The following is a 23,857-nucleotide window of genomic DNA, read 5'->3' as shown; positions in this document are numbered from 1 at the left end:
CAGCGGTGGGACGCCATCTTGGCCATGTAGATCGCAAGTGCAAGTCAAAAATCCGTTGCGCTCAACGCGGATATGGCGCTGGCAGCCCGAAATCGGGAAAAAATACGCCGATTACCGCGAGGGGATCGGCATTTTCTGCCGCCAGCCGCAGCTGCGGCAACATGTCTATCCCGTCGACGGAAAAGCGCTCCGATTCTGGCGGCAGCCGCTCCATCCTCTCCCTTCGGCCGACCTTCACGGCCAGGTGAAGCGGCGCGGAGGCGACATGCGGAAGGCGGGCAATCCCGCTGCCGCATATTTCGATGAGCCCCGCGATCTTATCCGGGCATTCTCCGATGATCTGCTCTCCGTCACGCGAAAGGAGCACGCGGTCGTCGGCGAGAAGCGTGGCGGGTATTCCGGCGCGCCAGGCGGCCGAAAGGCAGGCAAACGCTGTCGTGGACTTTCCCGACCCGGAAGGACCGGTGAACAGGAGCCCGGTCGTTCCGACCACGATAGCCGTGGCGTGGATATTGACCGGCGCGCCCGTCACGAGGCTTCCCCGGCCGGGAGCGACAGGACGAAGCGTGCTCCGACGACGGCGCCGCTGGCATCCATGATGTTCTCGGCCCTGAGCGTGCCGTTATGGGCTTCGGCGATCTGCCGGCTGATCGACAGGCCGAGGCCGGAATTCTGGCCGAAGCTCTCGCTTTCCGGGCGATCGGTATAGAAGCGCTCGAAGATCCGGTCGATATCCTCCGCCTGGATGCCCGGGCCGTTGTCGTCGATCGTGACGTTGACGCGCCCGCGCGACTGGGACAGGCGAATGGCGATGCGGCCGCCCTCGTCGGGCACGAAGGAACGGGAGTTCTCGATCAGGTTGGTGATGATCTGCCCGAGCCGGAGATCGTGTCCGTTGACGATGAAGTCCTGCTTGCCGCCCCGGCTATCGACCGTCAGGTCGATCTCGACGGGCTTGCGGCCGTTGCGGATCTGCCGCGAGATGTCCACCAGGTTGCCGAGCAGGACGCGCATGTCCACGGGCGCGGAATCGGTTCGCGCCAGTTCGGCATCGAGACGCGAGGCGTCCGAGATGTCGCTGATCAGCCGGTCGAGGCGGCGCACGTCGTGGAAGATGATCTCCGTCAGGCGCCGCTTCGCATCATCCGACTTGGCGAGCGGCAGCGTTTCGACTGCGCTGCGCAGCGAGGTGAGCGGGTTCTTCAGTTCGTGGCTGACATCGGCCGCGAAGCTCTCGATCGCGTCGATCCGGTCATAGAGCGCCGTCGTCATTTCCCGAAGCGCGATGGACAGGTTGCCGATCTCGTCCTGGCGATAGGCAAAATCGGGGATTTCCTCGCGTTGCTTGGCGCCGCGGCGCACCCGGATCGCCGCTGCCGCCAGGCGCCGCAACGGATTGGCGATCGTCGATGACAGGAGGAGCGACAGAAGGATATTGACCAGCGTTGCGACACCGAAGACCCGCATGATCGCGAGGCGCTCCGCATGGACGATCTTGTCGATGTCGCCGGCCTGCGTCGACAGAAGCAGCACGCCCAGCACCGCCCGGAAGCGCTGGACCGGCACCGCGACGGAAACGATGAGTTCGCCCTTGTCGGTGATGCGGACCACGGCACCGCGAACGCCGGTGAGCGCGTTCATCACCTCCGGATAGATCGAGCCGTCGCCGCCTGGCGCCTCCTTGTAGACGGGCAGGTTTCGCTGCTGAAGCATGCGGTTGAAAAGGCCGGCGATGCGCTCGTTCCAGCTCAGCGTCTCCTGCTCGACCGGCGGCAGGTCGTAACGGAGCACCTGACCCCTGGAATAGAGATGCCGGGAATCGAGGAGGAGGTTCGCATCCGCGTCGAAGAGACGGGCGCGCGTTCGGGTCGGCGAGATCAGCCGGCGCAACACGGGTGCGACGCGGTCCGGATCGATCGGGAAATCGAGGTCCTCGTCGTTGGGGACGGGCGTGATGCTCTGTCCCGCCTGCAGTTCGAGCAGTTTTTCCGGGTCGATGGTGATGGAGTTGGTGTCCACCGAGGCGGAGGCCGAGATTGCCCCGGCGATGATTTCGCCCTGGGTCAGCAGGCTCTCGACGCGGGCGTCGATCAGTCCCTCGCGGAACTGGTTGAGGTAGAGGATGCCGCCGACCAGCACGACCGTGGCGGCTAGGTTGAAGAAGAGGATCCGTCGTGTCAGGCTCGAGAAGACCGCGTGGCCGAAGACGCGGCGGATCAGAATGAACGGCCGCGACCAGATGCGCCGCGGCGTTCGGCGCATCTCCGCATCCGGGGAATCAAGCATGTCATCGTCAAGCAGTTGGTCTGCCACGCATCGTCCTTTCAAGGGACGGGACAAATTCCCGTCCAGGCGCGGCTTCTACGGTGAGACGGTCGCCGGTCAGGCTGCCTCGCGGAAGCGATAGCCGACCCCGTAGAGCGTCTCGATCATATCGAAATCGCCGTCGACCATCTTGAACTTCTTTCGCAAGCGCTTGATGTGACTGTCGATCGTGCGGTCGTCGACATAGACCTGTTCGTCGTAGGCCGCGTCCATGAGCGCGTCGCGGCTCTTCACCACGCCGGGCCTCTGGGCGAGCGAGTGAAGTATCAGGAATTCGGTCACCGTCAAGGTGACGGGTTCGCCCTTCCAGGTGCAGGTATGGCGTTCCTGGTCCATGACGAGCTGGCCGCGCTCCAGCGTGCGGGCCTGCTGGGCATCGGTTCCCGGCTTGGCGCCAACGGCGCCCAGGGTCTCGCGCGCGCTTGCCCGGCGAAGGATCGCCTTTACCCGCTCGACGAGCAGGCGCTGGGAGAAGGGCTTGGTGATGAAGTCGTCGGCGCCCATCTTGAGCCCGAAAAGCTCGTCGATCTCCTCGTCCTTCGAGGTCAGGAAGATAACCGGAATGTCGGACTTCTGCCGGAGCCTGCGAAGCAGTTCCATGCCGTCCATACGGGGCATCTTGATATCGAAGATCGCCAGTTGCGGCGGCCGGGCAACAAGCCCGTCGAGTGCGGATGCGCCGTCCGTGTACGTCTCGACCTTGTAGCCCTCGGCCTCCAGTGCAATCGATACTGACGTGAGGATATTGCGGTCGTCGTCCACCAGGGCGATTGTCTGCATTCTCTCTGTCTCCATTACCATTCGTGCGCATCTCCAGGATTCATCCCAGCCGCGTCGGCATCCCGACGATGCGCGTTTTGAGTATAAAGGTGGAACAAATTGTGGCAAGGCGGCAGGATTGGACCAGGAGTCACAATCCGGCGATCCGCCAATTCACGTCTCCGAGCCTGAACTAAATCCAGACCTAAACCGATTTAAGAAGAAATAAATTTTTTTAAATCGATTAATTTATTGATATCGTTGAGCTATCGCCGTCCGGTCACTTGCCCTTTGGAAATGCGGGCGTTAGGTGAGAGTCACATCCACCGCCAAGGAAGGAAGGCGCGCATGCAGGAACTCGGACTTTACAATCCGTCCAACGGGCTAGCAGCGATGGGCTTCCACGACGTCTCTCGGGTCAGCTACAACCTCTCGGAAACGGAGCTTTACGAGGAAGCCATCCGCAATCGCGAAGGCGATTTGACCGCCGATGGTGCCCTGCGCGCAGTGACCGGCCAGCATACGGGCCGTTCGCCGAAGGACAAGTTCGTCGTGCGCGACGACAATACCGAGGACGCCGTCTGGTGGGACAACAACCGGCCGATGTCCCGCGAGCGCTTCGATATCCTGCACCAGGACATGCTCGCGCATGCCGCTGGCAAGACCCTCTACGTCCAGGACCTGATCGGCGGCGCCGATCCGGACAACGCGCTGCCCACCCGCGTGGTGACGGAGTTCGCCTGGCATGCGCTGTTCATCCGCAACCTCCTCATCCGGCCGAGCCGAGCCTTGCTCGAAGGCTTCGTGCACAAGCTGACCATCATCAACCTGCCGAGCTTCCGCGCCGATCCGGCCCGCCACGGCTGCCGTACCGAAACGGTTATCGCCTGCGACCTCACCCGGGGCATCGTGCTGATCGGCGGCACTTCCTATGCGGGCGAGAACAAGAAGTCCGTCTTCACCATCCTCAACTACCTGCTTCCGGCAAAGCACGTCATGCCGATGCACTGCTCCGCAAATGTCGGCCCGGGCGGCGACGCTGCCGTCTTCTTCGGCCTGTCGGGTACCGGCAAGACCACGCTGTCGGCCGATCCGAGCCGCACGCTGATCGGCGACGACGAGCACGGTTGGGGCGAGAACGGTATCTTCAACTTCGAGGGCGGGTGCTACGCGAAGGCGATCCGCCTTTCCGCCGAAGCCGAGCCGGAAATCTACGCGGCGACCCGCCGCTTCGGCACCGTCCTGGAAAACGTGGTGCTGGACGAGAACCGGGTTCCGGATTTCGACGACGCCTCGCTGACGGAAAATACCCGCTCTGCCTATCCGCTGCATTTCATCCCGAATGCGTCGGAGACCGGCATCGCGCCGCATCCGAAGACGATCATCATGCTGACCGCCGATGCCTTCGGCGTCATGCCGCCGATTGCCCGGCTGACGCCCGAGCAGGCCATGTATCACTTCCTTTCCGGCTATACGGCTAAGGTGGCGGGTACGGAAAAGGGCGTCACGGAGCCGGAAGCGACATTCTCCACCTGCTTCGGCGCGCCGTTCATGCCGCGCCACCCGGCGGAATACGGCAACCTTCTGCGCGACCTGATCGACCGCCACGGCGTCGATTGCTGGCTCGTCAACACGGGCTGGACCGGCGGTGCCTACGGTGTCGGCCGCCGGATGCCGATCAAGGCGACGCGGGCGCTCCTGACGGCCGCGCTGACCGGCGACCTGAAGAGCGCGCAGTTCCGTACCGACCCGAACTTCGGTTTTGCGGTGCCCGTCGCGGTGGAGGGTGTCGAGACCGCCATCCTCGACCCGCGCTCCACCTGGGCGGACGGCGCGGCCTACGACCAGCAGGCGAAGAAGCTCGTCTCCATGTTCATCGCCAATTTCGAAAAGTTCGAGGACCATGTCGACAGCCGGGTGCGGGATGCCGCCCCCGTGCTGCTCAACGCCGCGGAATAGCGGACCCGAACCCGATTGTGCCTTGTGAACCGCCGGCCCCGTGGCCGGCGGTTTTCTTTATCCGCTCTTTGTGGGATAGAGGCCGACGGAGGCGACCATGGCCAGCAACCCGCTCTACATCAATGATCGCATCACGATTGCCGGCTGGGAACTGACCGAGCAGTTCGTGCTGGCCGGCGGCGCGGGCGGCCAGCACGTCAACAAGGTCTCCACCGCGGTCCAGCTCTTCTTCAACCTCGCCAGTTCTCCGTCGCTTCCGGACCGGATCAAGGCTGCGGCCATTCGGCTCGCCGGCCGCAGGATGTCGAAGGAAGGCGTGCTGATGATCGAGGCCAACCGCTTCCGCAGCCAGGAGCGCAACCGGGAGGATGCGCGCGAAAGGCTGAAGGAACTGATCCTGAAGGCCGCCGAACCTCCGCCACCGCCACGCCGGGCCACCAAGCCGACCAAGGGATCGGTCGAGCGGCGCCTGAAGGCCAAGGCCGGGCGGTCGGAGACCAAGCGCATGCGTGGCAAGCCGGGGGGAGAGTGATCCGATGACGGCCCTTCCCGACGGTATTCGCTATATGCCCGGATATCTCGACCGAAAGGCCCAGGAGGATCTCGTCGAGGAGATCAGGCAGGTCGTCGCGGAGGCGCCGCTCTATGTCCCCGAGATGCCGCGGACCGGCAAGCCCATGTCCGTTCGGATGACGAATTGCGGTCCGCTCGGCTGGGTGACGGACAGGGAGCGCGGCTATCGATACCAGGCCTCTCATCCGGTGACCGGACGGGCCTGGCCGGCCATTCCCGACCGGCTTCTGGACCTATGGTCGAAGGTTGCGGACTACCCCAGGCCGCCGGAGGCCTGCCTCGTCAATTTCTACGGCGATGAGGCGCGCATGGGACTGCACCAGGACAGGGACGAGACGGATCTCGCCGCGCCGGTGCTCTCCGTCTCTCTTGGAAATACCTGCCTGTTTCGCATCGGCGGCACCGAACGGGAGCACCCGACACGGTCGTTCCGGCTGGCGAGCGGAGACGTGCTGATCCTCGGCGGCGCGGGCCGCCTCTGCTTCCACGGAGTGGACCGGATCTACCCCAACACGTCGACATTGCTGAAAAACGGCGGGCGCATCAACCTGACGCTCCGACGGGTCAATCCCTGATCAGAGCTTGCGAAGCGCCACGGTCTCGACCAGGTGGTTGGAGCCCTTGCGCAAGATGATATCAGCGCGCGGCCGGGTGGGCAGGATGTTTTGCCGCAGGTTCTTGAGGTTGATGTTCTCCCACAGGCCCTCGGCGATCGCCCGGGCCGCATCCTCGCTGATCGTCGCGTAGCGGTGGAAAAAGGAGTTGGGATCGCGAAACGCGGTGTTGCGAAGCTTCATGAAGCGTTCGACATACCAGTTGTGGATCAGCGTCTCCTCGGCGTCGATATAGATCGAGAAGTCGAAGAAGTCCGAGACCATCGGCACGAATTTCCCATCGGCGGGAAGGTCGCGGGGCTGAAGGACGTTGATCCCCTCGAAGATCAGGATGTCCGGTCGGTCGACGACGGTAAACTCGTCCGGAACGACGTCATAGGTAAGGTGCGAATAACGGGGTGCCTTGACGTTCGGCTCGCCGGCCTTGATCGCCGAGAGGAAGCGCAGCAGCGCGCCGATGTCGTAGCTCTCCGGAAATCCCTTCCGTTCCATCAGGTTTTCGCGCCTGAGCACGGAGTTCGGATAGAGGAACCCGTCCGTGGTGATCAGGTCGACCTTCGGGCTGGAAGGCCAGCGCGCCAAAAGTTCCTTCAGGATGCGAGCGGTCGTCGACTTGCCGACCGCCACGGATCCGGCAATCCCGATGACGAAGGGCGTCTTGGTCACGTCCGAAAGGCTGAGGAAGCGGTTGCGCTGTTGGAAAAGCAGGAGCGAGGCTTCCACATGCGCCGAAAGAAGCCGTGACAGCGAGAGGTAGATGCGCCGGACCTCGTCGAGATCGATCGGGTCGTCGAGGGATCGCAGCCGCGCCACTTCGTCGAAGGTCAGCGTCAACGGCGTATCCGCCCGGAAACGGGCCCATTCCGCCGAACTGAAGACATGGTAGGGCGAGTAGTTCGCTAACGTGGACTGCTCCGTGCCTTCAGCCGGTTGCACTGCCAGTGTCATGATGGGCGGCTCGCCTTTTCCTGCAGACCGGACTGGGCGGTCCGCCGCTGAAGTTCGTCCAGCACATCCTTGAGCGGAATCCCGCCAATATTCAATACGACCATCAGATGATAAAGGAGATCGGCGCTTTCGCTGACGAGTTCCGGCCGCCCCTGCGAGACCGCGGCGATCACCGTTTCAACCGCCTCCTCGCCGAGTTTCTTGGCCGCTCTAGTCTGGCCAGCGGCGATAAGCTTGGCCGTCCACGATTCGTCGGGCGATGCCTTCGCGCGGGATGCGATGATCCGCTCGAGGTCGCTGAGGGAGAAATCGCTCATCATCTGGTCTCCGGCGGCGTCAGTGGAGCCGCATCGCGATGCCGTGCTCCGCCATGTAGTGCTTGGCTTCGCCGACGGTATAGGTGCCGAAGTGGAAAATCGAGGCCGCAAGCACGGCCGTGGCATGGCCGTCCCGGATGCCGGCCACCAGGTCGTCGAGCGTGCCGACCCCGCCGGAGGCGACGACCGGTACCTTGACGCTGTCGGCAATCGCCCGCGTCAGGGCGATGTCGTAGCCGCTCTTGGTGCCGTCGCGGTCCATCGAAGTGACCAGAAGCTCGCCCGCGCCCTTCTCGACCACCTTGGCGGCGAATTCCAGCGCGTCGATGCCGGTCGCCTGCCGTCCGCCATGGGTGAAGATCTCCCAGCGATCCGGTGCACCCTCGGACGAAACCTTCTTGGCGTCGATCGACACGACGATGCACTGGTTGCCGAACTTGTCCGCGGCCTCGGCGACGAAATCCGGGCTCTTCACGGCGGCGGAATTGATCGAGACCTTGTCGGCGCCGGCAAGCAGCAGTTTGCGGATGTCGGCCACGCTGCGCACGCCGCCACCGACGGTAAGCGGCATGAAACAGTGATCGGCGGTGCGGGCCACCACGTCGAATATGGTTTCGCGATTGTCGGAGGATGCGGTGATGTCGAGGAAGCAGAGCTCATCGGCACCGGCCGCGTCATAGGCCTTGGCGGCTTCGACCGGATCGCCGGCATCGATCAGGTCCACGAAGTTGACACCCTTGACGACACGGCCGTCCTTGACGTCGAGGCAGGGGATGACGCGGGCCTTGAGGCTCATGCGGCCTCTCCTTTCTGCGTTCGGATCAGCGCAAGCGCCTCAGCCGGGTCGATCCGGCCGTCATAGAGCGCGCGGCCGGAGATCGCGCCTTCGAGGCGTGCCGCATCCGGTTGCATCATCCGCCGGATGTCGTCCATCGAGGCAAGGCCGCCCGAGGCGATGACCGGGATCGATACGGCGTTCGCCAGTTCCAGCGTCGAATCCCAGTTGATGCCGGTCAGGATGCCGTCCCGGTCGATGTCCGTATAGATGATCGCCGAAACGCCGGCCCCTTCGAACTTCCTTGCCAGCTCGATGACGCCGAGCTCCGAGGCCTCCGCCCAGCCCTCGACGGCGACCTTGCCGCCCTTGGCGTCAATGCCGACGGCGACCTTGCCGGGAAACTGCCTGCAGGCCTCGATGACGAGAGCGGGATCGCGCACGGCGACCGTTCCGAGGATGACCCGCGCCAGCCCGCGCGAAAGCCAGCTTTCGATATGCGCGAGCGTGCGGATGCCGCCGCCGAGCTGGACGGGGTTCTTCGTCGCCTTCAGGATGGCATCTACGGCGGCGCCGTTGACGCTTTCACCGGCGAATGCCCCGTTGAGATCGACGACGTGCAGCCACTCGAACCCCTGGTCCTCGAAGGCCTTGGCCTGGGCGGCGGGGTCAGGATTGTAGACCGTGGCCTGTTCCATGTCGCCCAGCTTGAGGCGAACGCACTGGCCGTCCTTTAGGTCGATGGCGGGGAAGAGGATCATGCTTCAGGGCTTCCAGCGCAGGAAATTGGCGATCAGTGCGAGACCCAGCGTCTGGCTCTTTTCCGGGTGGAACTGCGAGCCTGCCATGTTGTCGCGGGCGACGAAGGCCGTCATAGGGCCGCCGTAATCGGTGGTGGCGACGACGTCCTGCGGGTTCCTGGCCGCCAGGTGATAGGAATGGACGAAATAGGCGTGCAGCCCGTCCGGTCCGGTCTGAATACCCTCGAACAGGGGGTGCGGACGCGTGAGGTCCAGGGTGTTCCAGCCGATCTGCGGGATTTTCAGGGTTGGATCGGCCGGCTCCATCTCCCGGACATCGCCCTCGATCCAGCCGAGCCCCTCGGTGACTGTCTTTTCAAGACCGCGGGACGACATGAGCTGCATGCCGACGCAGATCCCGAGGAAGGGACGGCCCTTCCGCTCGACCGCCTCGATAAGGGCGTCGTTCATCCCGGGAACGGCGTCGAGCCCGGCGCGGCAGTCCGCATAGGCGCCGACGCCCGGCAGCACGACCCGGTCGGCCGCCGCAACCACGTCGGCCTTGTCGGTCAGCTCGATCGAGGCATCGAGGCCCGCCTCCTGCGCCGCGCGCTCGAAGGCCTTGGTCGCGGACCGAAGGTTGCCGGAGCCATAGTCGATGATCGCGACGCGCATCAGCGCCCTCCTTGGTCGAAGAGGCCTATTCCGCTGCCGCCCCACGCTTTAGGGGAGGGGACGCGAGCGGGACTTGCCCAGTCGGCAGCGGCGACGGGCGTCGTCGAAACCTTGGGCAGGCCGGCAAAATAGATTTCCTCGGCGGTATCCAGATCCGCAGCCGTGATCACGTCCTGCAGCGTCCAGCCCCGCCGGATGAGGCTTTCGCTATAGAAGTGCCGTCCTTCAAGCGCAACGAGAAGATTGATGGAAATGGCGATCAGAACTCCCGGGACGGCAAATCCCGGAAGCTGCGTCAGTTGGCCCGCCGCGATCTGCGCGAGGAAGACGGCGAGCGCCGGGAGCCAAAGTTTCTTCGTCAGGAGCCAGATCCACGGAAAGAACAGCGCCAGCCAGGAAAACCGGTCCGCGAGGATCACCGTCTTGCGGTGGTCCGGATCCGCGCCCGGAGGGGTCAGGACGAGATAGCTCTTCAACGTCGCTCCTTGGCCTTCAGACCAGCGTGCCCTTCGTGGAGGGGACACGACCGGCCTGGCGCGGGTCGATTTCGGTTGCCGTGCGAAGGCAGCGTGCCACCGCCTTGAAGCAGGTCTCGGCGATATGGTGGTTGTTCGCGCCGTAGTAGTTGAAGATGTGCAGCGTGATGCCGGCGTTCTGGGCGAACGCCTGGAAGAATTCGCGCACCAGTTCCGTATCGAAGCTGCCGATCTTGGGGGAGCTGAATTCGACGTTCCATACCAGGAAGGGCCGGCCCGACAGGTCGACCGCCGCCTTGGTCATCGTTTCGTCCATGGCAAGGTCCAGCGAGGCGTAGCGCGCGATCCCGCGCCGGTCTCCGAGCGCCTTGGAGATCGCCTGGCCGATCGCAATACCGGTGTCCTCCACCGTATGGTGGTCGTCGATGTGGAGATCGCCCTCGACCGCGATATCCATGTCGATCAGCGAGTGACGGGACAGCTGGTCGAGCATGTGATCGAAGAAGCCCACGCCCGTCGAAATCCTCGATGAGCCGGTTCCGTCGAGATTGACGGTGACCGAAACCGAGGTCTCGTTCGTCTTTCGGGAAACCGAGCCCGTGCGCGCGGCGATTTCGGCCATAGTCTTCTCCATGCGTTTGTCGTGCGCTCCATAACAGGCGGCCCGGGAAATATCCAGCGGAAGCAGGGCCGCCTGCGGCCGGGCGCCGCGTCGTTTGCAATCGTGCGATCGCCGCTTACATAGGCATCAACAGGCCGAGATGCCTCCATGGAAACGCCTTCAAGGCAAACAGGTGAAGAATGACAACGATCATAACGGTCCGAAAGGACGGCAAGGTCATCATGGCCGGCGACGGGCAGGTCAGCCTTGGCCAGACGGTAATGAAGGGCAATGCCCGCAAGGTGCGCCGCATCGGCAAGGGCGAGGTGATCGCCGGTTTTGCCGGCGCGACGGCAGACGCGTTCACGCTGCTCGACCGGCTTGAGAAGAAGCTGGAGCAATATCCCGGCCAGTTGATGCGCGCGGCCGTCGAACTCGCCAAGGACTGGCGGACGGACAAGTATCTCCGCAATCTCGAGGCGATGATGCTCGTGGCCGACAAGACGATCACGCTCGCCATCACGGGCAACGGCGACGTGCTCGAGCCCGAGCACGGTGCGATCGCCATCGGTTCCGGCGGCAACTACGCCTATGCCGCCGCGCGGGCACTCATGGACGGCGACAAGTCGGCCGAGGAAATCGCGCGCACGGCGCTCGATATCGCCGCAGAAATCTGCGTCTACACCAACCACAACCTCGTGGTCGAGGAACTCGACGCAGCGTAACTTCATCAACAGAAGCGGTTTCCTGCAAGGACGGGCTTTCATGGACGCCAGGGCAGGAAAGCCGAAAGGAAGATCATGACAAATTTCTCCCCTCGCGAGATCGTTTCCGAACTCGACCGCCATATCATCGGCCAGCATGACGCCAAGCGCGCGGTCGCGATCGCCCTGCGCAACCGCTGGCGCCGCCAGCAGCTCGACGAGAGCCTGCGCGACGAGGTGATGCCGAAGAACATCCTGATGATCGGCCCGACCGGTGTCGGCAAGACCGAGATCTCGCGGCGTCTAGCAAAGCTCGCGGGCGCGCCCTTCATCAAGGTCGAGGCGACGAAGTTCACCGAGGTCGGCTATGTCGGCCGTGACGTGGAGCAGATCATTCGCGACCTCGTCGAGGTCGGCATCGGCCTGGTGCGCGAGAAGAAGCGCGCCGAGGTGCAGGCCAAGGCGCACATGAGTGCCGAAGAACGCGTTCTCGAGGCACTCGTCGGCTCCACCGCCTCGCCGGCAACCCGCGACAGCTTCCGCAAGAAGCTCCGGAGCGGCGAGCTGGATGACAAGGAAATCGAGATCGAGGTATCGGACACCGGTTCCGGCATGCCCGGTTTCGACATTCCCGGCATGCCCGGAGCCAATATCGGCGTCCTCAACCTTTCCGAAATGTTCGGCAAGGCGCTGGGCGGCCGCACCAAGAAGGTACGCACCACCGTTTCCAAGTCCTATGCGGAACTCATCCGTGACGAGTCCGACAAGCTGATCGACAACGAGGTGATCCAGCGCGAGGCCGTACGCTCGGTCGAAAATGACGGCATCGTCTTCCTCGACGAGATCGACAAGATCGCCGCGCGCGATGGCGGCCTGGGTGCCGGCGTCTCGCGCGAAGGCGTTCAGCGCGACCTCCTGCCGCTGGTCGAGGGCACGACGGTTGCGACCAAGTACGGCCCGGTGAAGACCGATCATATCCTCTTCATCGCCTCCGGCGCCTTCCATGTGGCCAAGCCCTCGGATCTCCTGCCGGAACTGCAGGGCCGCCTGCCGATCCGCGTCGAGCTGCGTCCGCTCACCAAGGAGGACTTCCGCCGCATCCTCACCGAGACGGAGGCAAGCCTGATCCGCCAGTACAAGGCGCTGATGGAAACCGAGCAGCTCAGCCTGGACTTCACCGAGGATGCCATCGACGCCCTGGCCGACGTCGCGGTCCATCTGAACTCGTCGGTCGAGAATATCGGCGCCCGTCGCCTGCAGACGGTGATGGAGCGGGTTCTGGACGATATCTCGTTCAATGCTCCGGACAGGGCGGGCAATACGGTGATGATCGACGCCGATTACGTGCGCGAGCACGTCGGTGATCTGGCCGCCGATACGGATCTGTCGCGCTATATCCTGTAGCGCGACAGCAACGCCGCCGAAGGTCTTAGTGCAATTGACGTCAAGTTGATGTACATCGCATCGACATGGCCCCGCCCGATCGCCTAAGGGTGGCGTCAACTCCGATGAAGAGCGCGAGTCGGGCTCGCCTGTCCTGACGACATGGCCAGCCACGACTGCGCGAGTCCGCAGGTCCGACATCTTGAAGCGACTTCTACTGGCATTTGCACTGGCGTTGAGCAGCATACCGGCGGCCGATGCCGGGGGACTCCGTGCGGTCCCGGAAGGCAACCGACATGTCGAGCAGCCGAAGGTGCCGGGCGCCTCGGTCCGCCGCACCCAGGCAGGCCGCACGACCTTCAACGTCAAATATGAAAAGATACGGGACCTGCTGGCGAGCGATCGCGCGCTGGTCGGCAAGATCAAGGCGACTGCGGCGGACTATCGTCTCGACCCGATCCACATGATCGGTGCCATCGTTGGCGAGCACACCTATAATGTCGATGCCTATGACCGGCTGCAGTCCTATTACATCAAGGCGGCCGCCTATGCCGGAGACCGCTTCCGGTTCGGGCACGGCGATGAATCGGTCAGCGAATTCGTTGCCCGCCCGCAGTTCCGTCAATGCGAGGGCAGGGCGGACTCCTACGGCCTGTGGACCTGCCGCGAGGCCGTTTGGGAAAAGGAATTCCGCGGCCGGACGGTCGGCGGGATCGCCTTCCCGAACAATCGTTTCAGCGCGGTATTCTTCCAGCCCTTCTATGCCGGCCAGACCTTCGGCCTCGGCCAGGTCAATCCGCTGACGGCGCTGATGCTGTCCGATATGGTGGCGAAGACATCCGGTTATCCGAGGCTCGACGAGAACAAGGCGGCGGCGGTCTACGAGGCGATCATGGACCCCGACAAGTCGCTGGCCTACATGGCCGCCGCGATCCGCAGGTCCATCGACGATTACGCCTCGATCGCCGGCGTCGATATCTCCACCAATCCGGGGATCACGGCGACGCTCTACAATACCGGCGGCTCGGCGCAACGGGCTGCCGCTCTGAAGGCAAGGGGCGGATTGCCGGAGGAGAACTATTACGGCTGGCTGGTCAACGACAGGCTCGAAGAGTTGAAATCGCTGCTCTGAAGGCTGATATTTCCTGTTTGCCACAAGCAACAGGAGGGCTTCGTTGGATATCCGCCCCGAGCCGTTCGTCCCCCCGGCACCCATCCCCCGCACCGTCGCACCGTCCCGGCTGGAGATCATCCGGACCGTGCTGGACAACCCTCTCGAACTGTGGGGGGAGCCCTCCTACACGCTGCCGTGGATCGAGACGAAGTTCCTCAAGGAACGGACGATCATCGTCAACGATCCGGGCCTGATCCGCCATGTGCTGGTCGATAACGCCGCCAATTACGAAATGTCGGAAATCCGCCAGCTCATCCTGCGGCCGATCCTGAGGGACGGATTGCTGACGGCCGAAGGACCCGTCTGGAAGCGGTCGCGCAAGGCGATGGCGCCGGTCTTCACGCCGAGGCATGCCAGGGGTTTTGCGGATCAGATGCTTCGCAAGTCGGAAGACTATGCCGAGAAGTACGCGTCGGTCGGGGAAGAGGGCCAGGTGTTCGACATCTCCGTCGACATGACGGAGATCACCTTCAACATCCTGTCGGAGACGCTTTTTTCCGGCGAGATCGTCACCGAGAGCGGCGACTTCTCCGAAGACGTCGACAGCCTGCTTCACCGCATGGGTCGGGTCGATCCGATGGACCTCCTGAGGGCGCCGTCCTGGGTGCCGAGGATCACGCGGATCGGGGGCAAGCGGGTTCTCGGGAAGTTCCGGGAGATCGTCGCGAATACCATGGCGCTTCGCCTCAGGAAGATGAGCGAGGATCCCGATCATGTGCCGCAGGATTTCCTGACCCTCCTGCTCGAACTTGCCGGCCCCGACGGCCTCACGATGGAGGAGATCGAGGACAATATACTCACCTTCATCGGCGCCGGCCACGAGACGACCGCGAGGGCGCTCGCCTGGACCCTCTATTGCGTCGCCAACAGCCCGCATGTTCGCGAGCGCATGGAGGGGGAGATCGACGAAGTGTTTCGCTCGGGCGCCGACCCTGTCGAATGGCTCGAGCGGATGCCGATGGTGAAGGCCGCCTTCGAGGAGACGCTGCGCCTCTATCCTCCGGCTCCGTCGCTGAACCGTGCGGCCATCGCCGACGACCGGTGGACGGCGCCGGACGGAAAGACGGTAAGGATCGATGCCGGCGTGACGGTTCTCATCATGCCCTGGACCCTCCACCGGCACGAACTTTACTGGAATAATCCGAGGGCCTTCGCGCCGGAGCGCTTCCTGCCTGAAAACCGCGCCGCGATCGGCCGCTTCCAGTACCTGCCCTTCGGCGCCGGGCCCAGGGTCTGCATCGGCGCGACATTCGCGATGCAGGAGGCGGTCATCGCGCTTGCGGTCCTGATGGGGCGCTATCGTTTCGACGTGACGCCCGGCACCAGGCCGTGGCCCGTCCAGAAGCTCACCACCCAGCCGCGCGACGGTCTTCCGATGCGCGTCAGCCGGCGCGTTCGCCCATAGGCGCATTGACAGCGGCGGCGGCCCGGGCAAATTGGCACCCGATAATCGCGAAGGAGGAAGCCTGAATGGCACGCATCGACAAGAACGGGCTCGCAATCGACAAGAAGCTGCATGATTTCCTCGTGCAGGAAGCGATCCCGGGCACCGGCGTGGATGCGGAACGTTTCTTCTCCCAGTTCGCGCAGATGGTCCACGAGCTGGCGCCCAAGAACCGGGCGCTGCTCGCCAAGCGCGACGAGCTGCAGGAAAAGCTGGACGCGTGGTATCGGGAGAACGGCGCACCGAGCGATCTTTCCGCCTATGAGACCTTCCTGCGCGAGATCGATTATCTCCTGCCGGAAGGTCCGGCCTTCAGCGTCTCGACGGACAATGTCGATCCTGAAATTGCCGAGATCGCCGGGCCGCAACTGGTGGTTCCGGTGATGAACGCCCGCTACGCGCTGAATGCGGCGAATGCTCGCTGGGGCTCGCTTTACGACGCCCTCTACGGCACCGATGCCATTCCGGAGACCGATGGCGCCGAAAAGGGCGGGGGCTACAATCCGGTCCGCGGTGCAAAGGTCATCGCCTGGGCAAGGTCCTTCCTCGACCAGTCCGTGCCGCTCTCCGGCGCAAGCTGGAGCGACGTGACCGGGTTGGTCGTGACGTCAGGCAGGCTGACGGCGGCCGGTCCGGAAGGGCGTACCGCCGAACTCGCCGACCCCTCCCAGTTCGTCGGCTATACCGGAGAGCCGTCACAGCCCCGGAGCCTGATTCTGCGCCGCAACAACCTGCATATCCAGGTGCTGATCGACCCGTCGACGGCGATCGGCAAGGACGATCCGGCACGGATCTCCGACGTCCGGCTGGAATCGGCGATCACCACGATCATGGACTGCGAGGATTCGGTCGCAGCCGTCGATGCCGAGGACAAGGTTCTGGTCTACGGCAACTGGCTCGGCCTGATGAAGGGCGATCTGCAGGAGGAGGTCAGCAAGGGCGGCAGGACGTTCGTCCGCAAGCTGGAGCCGGACCTTGCCTTCACGGCGGCGGACGGCAGCGCGGCAAGCCTCAAGGGCAGGTCGCTGATGCTGGTGCGCAATGTCGGCCACCTGATGACCAATCCCGCCATCCTCGACCAGGAAGGCCGCGAGGTCCCGGAAGGCATCATGGATGCCATGGTGACGGGCCTGATCGCCCTCCACGACATCGGCGAGAACGGACGGCGGCAGAATTCCCGCCGCGGCTCCATGTACGTCGTGAAGCCGAAGATGCACGGCCCGGAGGAAGTGGCCTTCGCCTGCGAGATCTTCGCGCGCGTCGAGGAAGCACTCGGCATGCCCGCCAACACGATCAAGATGGGCATCATGGACGAGGAGCGCCGCACGACGGTGAACCTCAAGGAATGCATCCGCGCTGCCCGCGAGCGAGTGGTGTTCATCAACACCGGCTTCCTCGACCGCACCGGCGACGAGATCCACACATCCATGGAAGCCGGCCCGATGATCCGCAAGGGCGACATGAAGCAGGCTCCATGGATCGGCGCCTATGAAAACTGGAACGTCGATATCGGGCTCGAATGCGGGCTCTCGGGCCATGCACAGATCGGCAAGGGCATGTGGGCCATGCCGGACCTGATGGCCGCCATGCTGGAGCAGAAGATCGCCCATCCGAAGGCCGGCGCCAACACCGCCTGGGTCCCGTCCCCGACGGCCGCGACACTGCACGCAACGCACTATCACAAGATCAACGTGGCGGAGGTCCAGGCAGGGCTGAAGAGCCGGAGCCGCGCGAAGCTCTCCGACATCCTCTCGGTACCCGTCGTCACCCGTCCGAACTGGACGCCGGAGGAAATCCAGCGCGAGCTGGACAACAACGCCCAGGGCATTCTGGGCTACGTCGTCCGCTGGATCGACCAGGGCGTCGGCTGCTCCAAGGTCCCCGACATCAACAATGTCGGGTTGATGGAAGACCGCGCGACGCTGCGCATCTCGGCCCAGCACATGGCCAACTGGCTGCATCACAAGGTGGTGGACGAGGAGCAGGTCGTGGAGACGATGAAGCGCATGGCCGCGGTCGTAGACGGCCAGAACGCCGGCGATCCGCTCTATCGTCCCATGGCGCCGGACTTCGATGCGTCCATCGCCTTCCAGGCCGCGCTGGACCTCGTGCTGAAGGGCCGCGAGCAACCGAACGGCTATACCGAACCGGTGCTGCATCGCCGACGCCTCGAGCTGAAGGCTAAACTGCAGAGTTGAAACGAAAGAGGCCGCCGGATCGCTCCGGCGGCCTCTTTCGTTGAGGCGTGTCGCTTCGTTACTGGATGACGACGACCTTGGCGTTCCGGCCCGGCCGGACGCGCGTATAGAGGTCGATGATGTCCTGGTTCATCAGGCGGATGCAGCCGGACGAGGCTGCCGTGCCGATCGAGGACCATTCCGGCGTACCGTGCAGGCGGAAGAGCGTATCCTGGCCCTTTTCGTTGAAGAGATAGAGCGCCCTGGCACCAAGCGGATTCCGAAGGCCCGGCCCCATGCCGGTCTCCACGTAGCGTGCGACATCCGGCTTGCGCTCGGCCATTTCCTTCGGCGGATGCCAGGTCGGCCATTCCTGCTTCCAGGCGACATAGGCCTCTCCCGACCAGGAGAAGCCCTGCTTTCCGACGCCGATCCCGTAACGGACCGCCTTGCCGCCCGGCAGGACGTAGTAGAGGAACCGCTCGCGCGTGTTGACGACGATGGTGCCCGGCGTCTCCTCGGTGGCGTAGGACACGATCTGGCGATGGAATTTCTTGTCCAGGCGGTTGATCGGGATGGCGGGCAGGGAATATCCGGCGTCCGTTACCGTGCCGTAGGAATCCGTGAAGATCTTGCTGGTCTCGACGCGTGTGACTTCGGTCTGCTCGGACGTCGTGGAGCATCCGGCCAGGGCAAGGCTTGCCAGAAGGCCGAATACTGTCATGCTTGTGCGGCTGCGCATGGATTTCTCGTGAAAATTGAGGGCGACGCAGACGGAGATCGTCTACGTTCCCGGGTTATTTTCCAAGTGGATTGCCTTGGCAAGCCGCCGCGCGTGTCCAGAAGCGACCGTCGCCACGATTGGCGGCAACATTGCCTTTTTTGCAACAAATTGCCTTGCCTAAACGGATCCCATGACCCTCGTCAGCATAGCCAACGACAATCCGCTCATCGACGGCCGCCAGTCGGCACGGGCCATGATGGTCCGGCGCGGCCTGCAGATACTGCTCGACGACATGCGTCACGCGACCTTGCCGGAACTCGTTCTGGCAAACGGACGCCGCGCCGACCTGGTAACCGTGTCGGAGAAGGGCGAGATCTGGATCATCGAGATCAAGACGTCGATCGAGGATTTCAGGGTCGACTGCAAGTGGCCCGAATACCGCGCCTATTGCGACCGGCTGTTCTTCGCGACCCACAGGGAGGTGCCGCTGGAAATCTTCCCGGAGGAATGCGGCCTCCTCCTGTCCGACGGCTATGGGGCGCACCTCATGCGCGAAGCCCCGGACCATCGGCTGGCGCCGGCGACGCGCAAGTCCCTGATGTTGAGCTTTTCGCGCGTCGCCGCCCGGCGGCTGATGATGGCCGAGCGGGCGACGGGCCGGAATTTCGACGAGGTCTAGCCTATTTCGGCGCGCGCTTGGCGAGAATCCGCTGCAGCGTTCGCCGGTGCATGTTCAGCCGCCGCGCCGTCTCCGAGACGTTGCGCTCGCACATCTCGTAAACGCGCTGTATATGTTCCCAGCGCACCCGGTCCGCGGACATCGGATTTTCCGGCACGTCCGCCTTCTCGCCCGGGCGCTGCGTCAGGGCATGGAAGATATCGTCCGCATCGGCCGGTTTGGCGAGATAGTCGACCGCCCCGAGCTTCACCGCGGTAACGGCCGTGGCGATGTTGCCGTATCCGGTCAGCACGATGGCCCTCGTATCCTCCCGCTGCTCACGGATCGCCTCGATCACGTCCAGGCCGTTGCCGTCGCCGAGGCGAAGGTCGACGACCGCGTATTTCGGCGGCCGCGTTCTGGACTTCGCGATCCCTTCGGCCACCGATTCGGCAACCTCGACGGCAAAGCCGCGGCCCTCCATGGCCCGCGCCAGGCGCCGCAGGAACGGCCCGTCGTCATCGACGATCAACAGAGTGGGATCCGGGCCGATCGAGTCATCCGCGCTGACCGGTGAAGTGCCTAGGTCTCTTTCCATGTCTCTTCTCCAGAAGCGTCACGTCGTCATAGGGCGCCGAAGCGCCGAGGACCACGCGCCGCTGCTAAACTTCCTCGAGCATCGCGCGGGGCCACTCGATCCTGATGCGCGCACCCGCCTCGCTGCCCCTGCGGTTGTCGAATACGAGTCTGGCGCCTGTCCGCTCAAGCAAAGTCTTGGCGATGAACAGACCAAGCCCCAGGCCGCCGGCCCGTTCGACTTCTTTGTTCCTTTTTGTCATATAGGGTTCGCCGATGCGAGAAAGAATATCTGGCGAATAGCCGGTGCCATCATCCTCGATGATCACGACCACGTGCTCGCGATCGTGCTCCACCGTCAGCGTCACCTTGCTGCGGGCGAAGTCCACCGCATTCTCGACGAGGTTTCCGAGACCGTAAAGGACGCCGGCATTGCGCAGGCATACCGGCTCGGTCGCCCGATCGCCATGCTCGACGAGGTCGATCTCGATACCGAACTGCCGGTGCGGCGCGATCACCTCCTCGATCATCGAGGAGAGCGGCAGGCGCCGCATATGCTCCTCGCTGGCCGCCGAAAGGGAGGTCAGCCGCTGCAGGATGTCGCGGCATCGCTCGCTCTGGCTGCGAAGCAGCTGGACGTCCTCTCGCAGGCGCTCGTCGGTGCCGAACTCCCGTTCCATCTCCTTGGCGACGACGCTGATGGTCGCAAGCGGCGTCCCGAGTTCATGGGCGGCGGCGGCAGCCAGACCGTCGAGCTGCGACAGGTGCTTTTCCCGCTCGAGCACCAGCTCCGTCGCGGCCAGCGCGTCGGCGAGCAGGGTGGCCTCGTTGGAGACGCGATAGGCATAGAAGGCCGCAAAGCAGGTCATCGAGACGATCGAGCACCAGATGCCGACGAGCATGACGGGCTGCAGCTGGAGGGTCTCGTTCGGATACCAGGGGAGCGGATAGGGGGAAAAGACCAGCGCCGTCGTGCAGACCAGCGCCAGCACGAGCAGCGGGATCGCGTGGCGAAGCGGCTGCGAGGCGAAGGATATGATGACGGGTACGCAGATCAGCGGCGAAAAGGGATTGGCCAGGCCGCCGGTGATGAAGAGCAGCGCCGCCATCTGCAACAGGTCGAAGCTCAGCAGCGCCAGTGCCGCGTTCGGTCCGAGGCGATGGGTCGATGGAAACCAGAGCGACAGCATGATGTTGGCGAGCGCCAGCGCGCCGATCAGGAAGGCGGCCTGCGGCAGGGGAAGCGGAAAATCAAGCAGAAGGTCGACCGCCAGCACGGTGAGCGTCTGTCCCGCCACGGCTAGCCATCGCAGCCGGACCAGCGTCTCCAGGCGGAACTTGCGGCTGATGGGCCTGGAATGGAAATCCCGCTGGGGGGAGTTGTCCATGTCCTTGCGGTTCGGGGTGGCGTTTTCTCGAATGGTCATGCGCTGCCTTTACAAGCTCGCTCCGTGGTGAGGGAGGGCCATACTGTCACTTCCCGCGGGGTTTGGCACGATGGGTCGGCACGGCCTCGGCCGGATCTTCCGGCCAGGGATGTTTCGGGTAGCGGCCCCGCATGTCGGCGCGGACGTCCTTCCAGGATCCCGCCCAGAAGCCGGGAAGGTCGCGGGTCGTCTGGATCGGGCGGTGCGCCGGCGAGGTGAGCTCGAGAAGAAGAGGGAGCCGTCCGCCGGCGATCGCCGGATGCGTCTTCAGTCCGAACAGTTCCTGGACGCGGATCGCCAGGACCGGCTCGTCGCCGTCATAGCGGATCGGATGCCGCTGTCCTGTCGGCGCCTCGAAATGGGTAGGCGCCAGCGCATCGATCTGCCGCTGCAGGTCGTGGGGAACGAGGGAACGGAGGCCCTCCGTCAGCGTCCCCGGGCGAATGTCGTTCAGGCTCGTGCTGCCGGTCTGGAAGGGGACGAACCACGTGTCGAGGCGCTCCGCCAGGGCCTCGTCCGACATGTCCGGCCAGGGCTCGCCGACGGTTCGGTGCAGGAAGCCGAGCCGCTGGCGAAGATGCTCGGCCTCCTTGGAGAAGGGCAGGGCGGCGATCCCCATGTCCCGCACGCCCTCGGCGAGCGCCCGGGCCGCCTCCTCGCCCGAAGGCTTTGGAAGCGGTGCCTCCTCGAAGACGATCGCGCCGAGGCGGGTGACGCGGCGGGCCCGCACCTGTCCGCTCTGCCGGTCGAAGAAGCACTCCTCGCCCCGCACGATGGAAGGCTCCAGTTCCTCCATCACCTCCTTGCGCGCGACGGATGCGGCGGCGAGGACCCGTCCCCGGGCGGCCTTGCCGGTCAGGTCGGCGATGACCAGCATCGGCTCTCCGGCAAGCCGCTCCGTTTCCGGCAGTTCCGCCCCCCGCCCGTTCGCCATCACGAACCGGCCGCGCCCGCCGCGCTGGAGGCCGACGCGATCCGGGTAGGCATGGAGAAGCATTCGCCCGGCCGAAACGGGATGGCCGACGCTTTCGCCTTTCGGCAGGCTGCCGGCGATGCGCGACGCGAGCGCCCGCGCGGCCTGTGCCCGGCCGCTCCGCTCGCTGCGGAACCGGCGAAGCCGCTCGTCGAGGTCGATGTCGCTGCCGCCAAGCCCCTGCTCGGTCAAGAGGACCGCGAGTTCGCAGGCCTGTTGCCCGAGGCCTTCCCCGGCGGCGGAGATGACCATGGCCGCAAGCCGCGGCGGGAGCGCGATCCGGCGCATCAGCTTTCCCTGCTCCGTCAGCGCCTGCTTTGCGTCGAGGGCGCCGAGCTGCACCAGGAGCGCGCGTGCCTCGCGAAGGGCCGGAAGGGGCGGCGGATCGAGGAAGGGGAGGGTCGCGGCGTCCTGCACGCCCCAGTGGGCGAGATCGAGGGCCAGCTGGGAGAGATCGGAGGATAGGATCTGCGGCGGCGTGAAGGCCGGCAGGGCCGCCGTCTGCCCGGCATGCCAGAGCCGGATCGCGATGCCCGGTTCCGTACGTCCGGCCCGCCCGGCCCGTTGGTCGGCCGAGGCCTTCGAGACGCGCACCGTCTCCAGCCGGGTGATCCCCGTCGAGGCTTCGAAGACCGGCAGTCGCTGCAGGCCGCTGTCGATGACCACCCGCACCCCGTCGATGGTGATCGAGGTTTCGGCGATCGAGGTGGCGAGAACGATCTTTCGTTGTCCGGGGGGGCTCGGGCGGATCGCCCGGTCCTGCTCGTCCTGGGTGAGGTTGCCGTAGAGCGGCACGATCGTCGTTTCCGGGCCGAAGCGACCCTCCAGCCGCTCCGCCGTTCGCTGGATCTCCGCCTGGCCGGGGAGGAAGGCGAGGATCGAGCCCGTCTCGCCGCGATGCGCCTCGATGACCGCACGCGCGACGCTCTCCTCGATCCGTTCGCCCTGAGAACGGTCTTGATAGCGGATCTCGACCGGAAAGCTGCGGCCCTCGCTGACGATCACCGGCGGATGATCGAGGAGTTCCGCCACCCGCGCGATGTCGAGCGTCGCCGACATTACCACGATCCGCAGGTCTTCCCTGAGCCCCGACTGTACGTCGAGCGCGAGCGCAAGGCCGAAGTCGGCGTCGAGCGACCGCTCGTGGAATTCGTCGAAGAGGACGGCCGAAATCCCGGAGAGTTCAGGATCGTCCAGCACCATTCGCGCAAAGACGCCCTCTGTCACCACCTCGATCCGGGTCCGGGCGGAGATCCGGCTGTCCAGCCGCATGCGGTAGCCGACCCGCTCGCCGACCAGTTCGCCGAGAAGTTCGGCCATTCGCCCCGCTGCTGCCCGCGCCGCAAGCCGTCGTGGCTCGAGAAGGATGATCTTGCCCGTCGCCCATGGCTGGTCGAGGAGGGCGAGCGGAACCGCGGTCGTCTTGCCGGCGCCGGGGGGCGCCGACAGGACCGCGCGGCTCCCCGCGCCGAGCGCCGCAACGAGTTCCGGCAGGGCGGCGTGGATAGGAAGGTCCGGCGCCGCGACGGCGGGGGGAGGAGTGCTGTTCTTCGATGCCGGCATCAGAAGGAGAGCCTGACGCGCGCATCATGCGGGCGCGTTGTCTTTGGGAAAGGCATGGAGGGCACGTTTTGCATGGCGTCGAGCCTAGCAAGCAGGCGAGGCGATCGGAAGGGGCGCTCGGGGTGCGATCACGGCGTCCGGAAAGGCTCCGCGAAAAAAATGACAGTTTTTTAAAATGGCGTGTTGACTTGTTTTGAGGGTTGGGACTATAAACCGCTCACCAACGAGGGCGGCGGCGCTGCTGGCGACGACCTCTCTCGTTCTAGAGAAACCCTTTGAATTGGCGAATGCT

23 protein-coding genes are annotated in these 23,857 nt (G+C 64.6%); 9 read left to right on the top strand and 14 right to left on the bottom strand.

The genetic code is table 11. The features are described from left to right. Nucleotides 1-61: 61 nt before the first annotated feature. The 3 genes from ACWGPT_RS15100 to ACWGPT_RS15090 form a co-directional block, all read right to left on the bottom strand. Nucleotides 62-532, bottom strand: a complete 471-nt coding sequence (locus ACWGPT_RS15100; RefSeq protein WP_452606442.1) for an HPr kinase/phosphorylase — start codon at nucleotides 530-532, stop codon at nucleotides 62-64. Next, nucleotides 529-2,286 (bottom strand): stimulus-sensing domain-containing protein, encoded by a 1,758-nt coding sequence (locus ACWGPT_RS15095; protein ID WP_452606595.1) that lies wholly within the window; start codon nucleotides 2,284-2,286, stop codon nucleotides 529-531. The genes ACWGPT_RS15100 and ACWGPT_RS15095 overlap by 4 nt, the downstream gene beginning before the upstream one ends. Before the next feature lie 96 nt (nucleotides 2,287-2,382). Beyond that, complete coding sequence (locus ACWGPT_RS15090; RefSeq protein ID WP_452606441.1) at nucleotides 2,383-3,105, bottom strand: response regulator transcription factor; 723 nt, start codon at nucleotides 3,103-3,105, stop codon at nucleotides 2,383-2,385. Nucleotides 3,106-3,432: 327 nt separating this feature from the next. Here ACWGPT_RS15090 and ACWGPT_RS15085 point away from each other — a divergent pair, with 327 nt between their 5' ends. The 3 genes from ACWGPT_RS15085 to ACWGPT_RS15075 all read left to right on the top strand — a co-directional run bounded on the left by ACWGPT_RS15085 (nucleotide 3,433) and on the right by ACWGPT_RS15075 (nucleotide 6,191). Beyond that, nucleotides 3,433-5,043, top strand: a complete 1,611-nt coding sequence (locus ACWGPT_RS15085; RefSeq protein ID WP_452606440.1) for a phosphoenolpyruvate carboxykinase — start codon at nucleotides 3,433-3,435, stop codon at nucleotides 5,041-5,043. 97 nt (nucleotides 5,044-5,140) lie between these two features. After that, entirely contained in the window at nucleotides 5,141-5,575 is a 435-nt protein-coding gene (gene arfB / locus ACWGPT_RS15080; RefSeq protein WP_452606439.1) for an alternative ribosome rescue aminoacyl-tRNA hydrolase ArfB, read from the top strand. A gap of 4 nt (nucleotides 5,576-5,579) precedes the next feature. Then, nucleotides 5,580-6,191, top strand: coding sequence for an alpha-ketoglutarate-dependent dioxygenase AlkB family protein (locus tag ACWGPT_RS15075; protein ID WP_452606438.1), 612 nt, complete (start codon nucleotides 5,580-5,582; stop codon nucleotides 6,189-6,191). Here the strand turns inward: ACWGPT_RS15075 and coaA are convergent, their stop codons facing one another. The 7 genes from coaA to hisB are packed head-to-tail and all read right to left on the bottom strand — an operon-like array spanning nucleotide 6,192 to nucleotide 10,783. Next, nucleotides 6,192-7,178: a type I pantothenate kinase gene (gene coaA, locus ACWGPT_RS15070; RefSeq protein WP_452606437.1), complete on the bottom strand. Its 987-nt coding sequence runs from the start codon at nucleotides 7,176-7,178 to the stop codon at nucleotides 6,192-6,194. Then, on the bottom strand, nucleotides 7,175-7,495 hold the full coding sequence (locus ACWGPT_RS15065; RefSeq protein ID WP_452606594.1) for a phosphoribosyl-ATP diphosphatase: 321 nt from the start codon (nucleotides 7,493-7,495) through the stop codon (nucleotides 7,175-7,177). The genes coaA and ACWGPT_RS15065 overlap by 4 nt, the downstream gene beginning before the upstream one ends. Before the next feature lie 19 nt (nucleotides 7,496-7,514). Next, nucleotides 7,515-8,291 carry an imidazole glycerol phosphate synthase subunit HisF gene (hisF, locus tag ACWGPT_RS15060; protein ID WP_452606436.1) on the bottom strand — a complete coding sequence of 259 codons (777 nt, stop codon included), beginning with the start codon at nucleotides 8,289-8,291 and terminating at the stop codon, nucleotides 7,515-7,517. Further along, the gene (gene hisA, locus ACWGPT_RS15055) at nucleotides 8,288-9,031 is read right to left on the bottom strand and encodes a 1-(5-phosphoribosyl)-5-[(5-phosphoribosylamino)methylideneamino]imidazole-4-carboxamide isomerase (protein ID WP_452606435.1); all 744 of its coding nucleotides are present in this window, start codon (nucleotides 9,029-9,031) and stop codon (nucleotides 8,288-8,290) included. The genes hisF and hisA overlap by 4 nt, the downstream gene beginning before the upstream one ends. 3 nt (nucleotides 9,032-9,034) lie before the next feature. Then, nucleotides 9,035-9,685, bottom strand: coding sequence for an imidazole glycerol phosphate synthase subunit HisH (hisH, locus tag ACWGPT_RS15050; protein WP_452606434.1), 651 nt, complete (start codon nucleotides 9,683-9,685; stop codon nucleotides 9,035-9,037). Then, nucleotides 9,685-10,161 (bottom strand): DUF2628 domain-containing protein, encoded by a 477-nt coding sequence (locus tag ACWGPT_RS15045; protein ID WP_452606433.1) that lies wholly within the window; start codon nucleotides 10,159-10,161, stop codon nucleotides 9,685-9,687. The genes hisH and ACWGPT_RS15045 overlap by 1 nt, the downstream gene beginning before the upstream one ends. A 16-nt stretch (nucleotides 10,162-10,177) precedes the next feature. After that, nucleotides 10,178-10,783 carry an imidazoleglycerol-phosphate dehydratase HisB gene (gene hisB, locus ACWGPT_RS15040; RefSeq protein WP_452606432.1) on the bottom strand — a complete coding sequence of 202 codons (606 nt, stop codon included), beginning with the start codon at nucleotides 10,781-10,783 and terminating at the stop codon, nucleotides 10,178-10,180. Nucleotides 10,784-10,962: 179 nt separating this feature from the next. Here hisB and hslV point away from each other — a divergent pair, with 179 nt between their 5' ends. The 5 genes from hslV to ACWGPT_RS15015 all read left to right on the top strand — a co-directional run bounded on the left by hslV (nucleotide 10,963) and on the right by ACWGPT_RS15015 (nucleotide 17,665). Further along, nucleotides 10,963-11,487: an ATP-dependent protease subunit HslV gene (gene hslV / locus ACWGPT_RS15035; protein WP_452606431.1), complete on the top strand. Its 525-nt coding sequence runs from the start codon at nucleotides 10,963-10,965 to the stop codon at nucleotides 11,485-11,487. A gap of 75 nt (nucleotides 11,488-11,562) precedes the next feature. Beyond that, the gene (gene hslU / locus ACWGPT_RS15030) at nucleotides 11,563-12,870 is read left to right on the top strand and encodes an ATP-dependent protease ATPase subunit HslU (protein ID WP_452606430.1); all 1,308 of its coding nucleotides are present in this window, start codon (nucleotides 11,563-11,565) and stop codon (nucleotides 12,868-12,870) included. 181 nt (nucleotides 12,871-13,051) lie between these two features. Next, the gene (locus ACWGPT_RS15025; RefSeq protein WP_452606429.1) at nucleotides 13,052-13,981 is read left to right on the top strand and encodes a DUF1402 family protein; all 930 of its coding nucleotides are present in this window, start codon (nucleotides 13,052-13,054) and stop codon (nucleotides 13,979-13,981) included. 43 nt (nucleotides 13,982-14,024) lie between these two features. Beyond that, nucleotides 14,025-15,428, top strand: a complete 1,404-nt coding sequence (locus ACWGPT_RS15020) for a cytochrome P450 (protein ID WP_452606428.1) — start codon at nucleotides 14,025-14,027, stop codon at nucleotides 15,426-15,428. A gap of 65 nt (nucleotides 15,429-15,493) precedes the next feature. Beyond that, a complete protein-coding gene (locus ACWGPT_RS15015; protein ID WP_452606427.1) occupies nucleotides 15,494-17,665 on the top strand; it encodes a malate synthase G in 2,172 nt (723 codons plus the stop codon). Between the two features lie 58 nt (nucleotides 17,666-17,723). Here the strand turns inward: ACWGPT_RS15015 and ACWGPT_RS15010 are convergent, their stop codons facing one another. Continuing rightward, complete coding sequence (locus tag ACWGPT_RS15010) at nucleotides 17,724-18,386, bottom strand: L,D-transpeptidase (RefSeq protein ID WP_452606426.1); 663 nt, start codon at nucleotides 18,384-18,386, stop codon at nucleotides 17,724-17,726. Nucleotides 18,387-18,558: 172 nt separating this feature from the next. On the opposite strand from ACWGPT_RS15010, the gene ACWGPT_RS15005 reads away from it, so the two are divergent. Next, the gene (locus ACWGPT_RS15005) at nucleotides 18,559-19,047 is read left to right on the top strand and encodes an MmcB family DNA repair protein (protein WP_452606425.1); all 489 of its coding nucleotides are present in this window, start codon (nucleotides 18,559-18,561) and stop codon (nucleotides 19,045-19,047) included. Between the two features lies 1 nt (nucleotide 19,048). Here the strand turns inward: ACWGPT_RS15005 and ACWGPT_RS15000 are convergent, their stop codons facing one another. The 3 genes from ACWGPT_RS15000 to hrpB all read right to left on the bottom strand — a co-directional run bounded on the left by ACWGPT_RS15000 (nucleotide 19,049) and on the right by hrpB (nucleotide 23,565). Then, a complete protein-coding gene (locus ACWGPT_RS15000) occupies nucleotides 19,049-19,624 on the bottom strand; it encodes an ActR/PrrA/RegA family redox response regulator transcription factor (protein WP_452606424.1) in 576 nt (191 codons plus the stop codon). A 64-nt stretch (nucleotides 19,625-19,688) separates the two neighbouring features. After that, on the bottom strand, nucleotides 19,689-20,990 hold the full coding sequence (locus ACWGPT_RS14995; RefSeq protein WP_452606593.1) for an ActS/PrrB/RegB family redox-sensitive histidine kinase: 1,302 nt from the start codon (nucleotides 20,988-20,990) through the stop codon (nucleotides 19,689-19,691). A gap of 85 nt (nucleotides 20,991-21,075) precedes the next feature. Further along, entirely contained in the window at nucleotides 21,076-23,565 is a 2,490-nt protein-coding gene (hrpB, locus tag ACWGPT_RS14990; RefSeq protein WP_452606423.1) for an ATP-dependent helicase HrpB, read from the bottom strand. Between the last annotated feature and the right edge of the window lie 292 nt (nucleotides 23,566-23,857).

This window comes from Pseudorhizobium sp. NPDC055634, from assembly GCF_053618655.1.
This window is presented reverse-complemented; position numbering and strand designations above follow the sequence as displayed.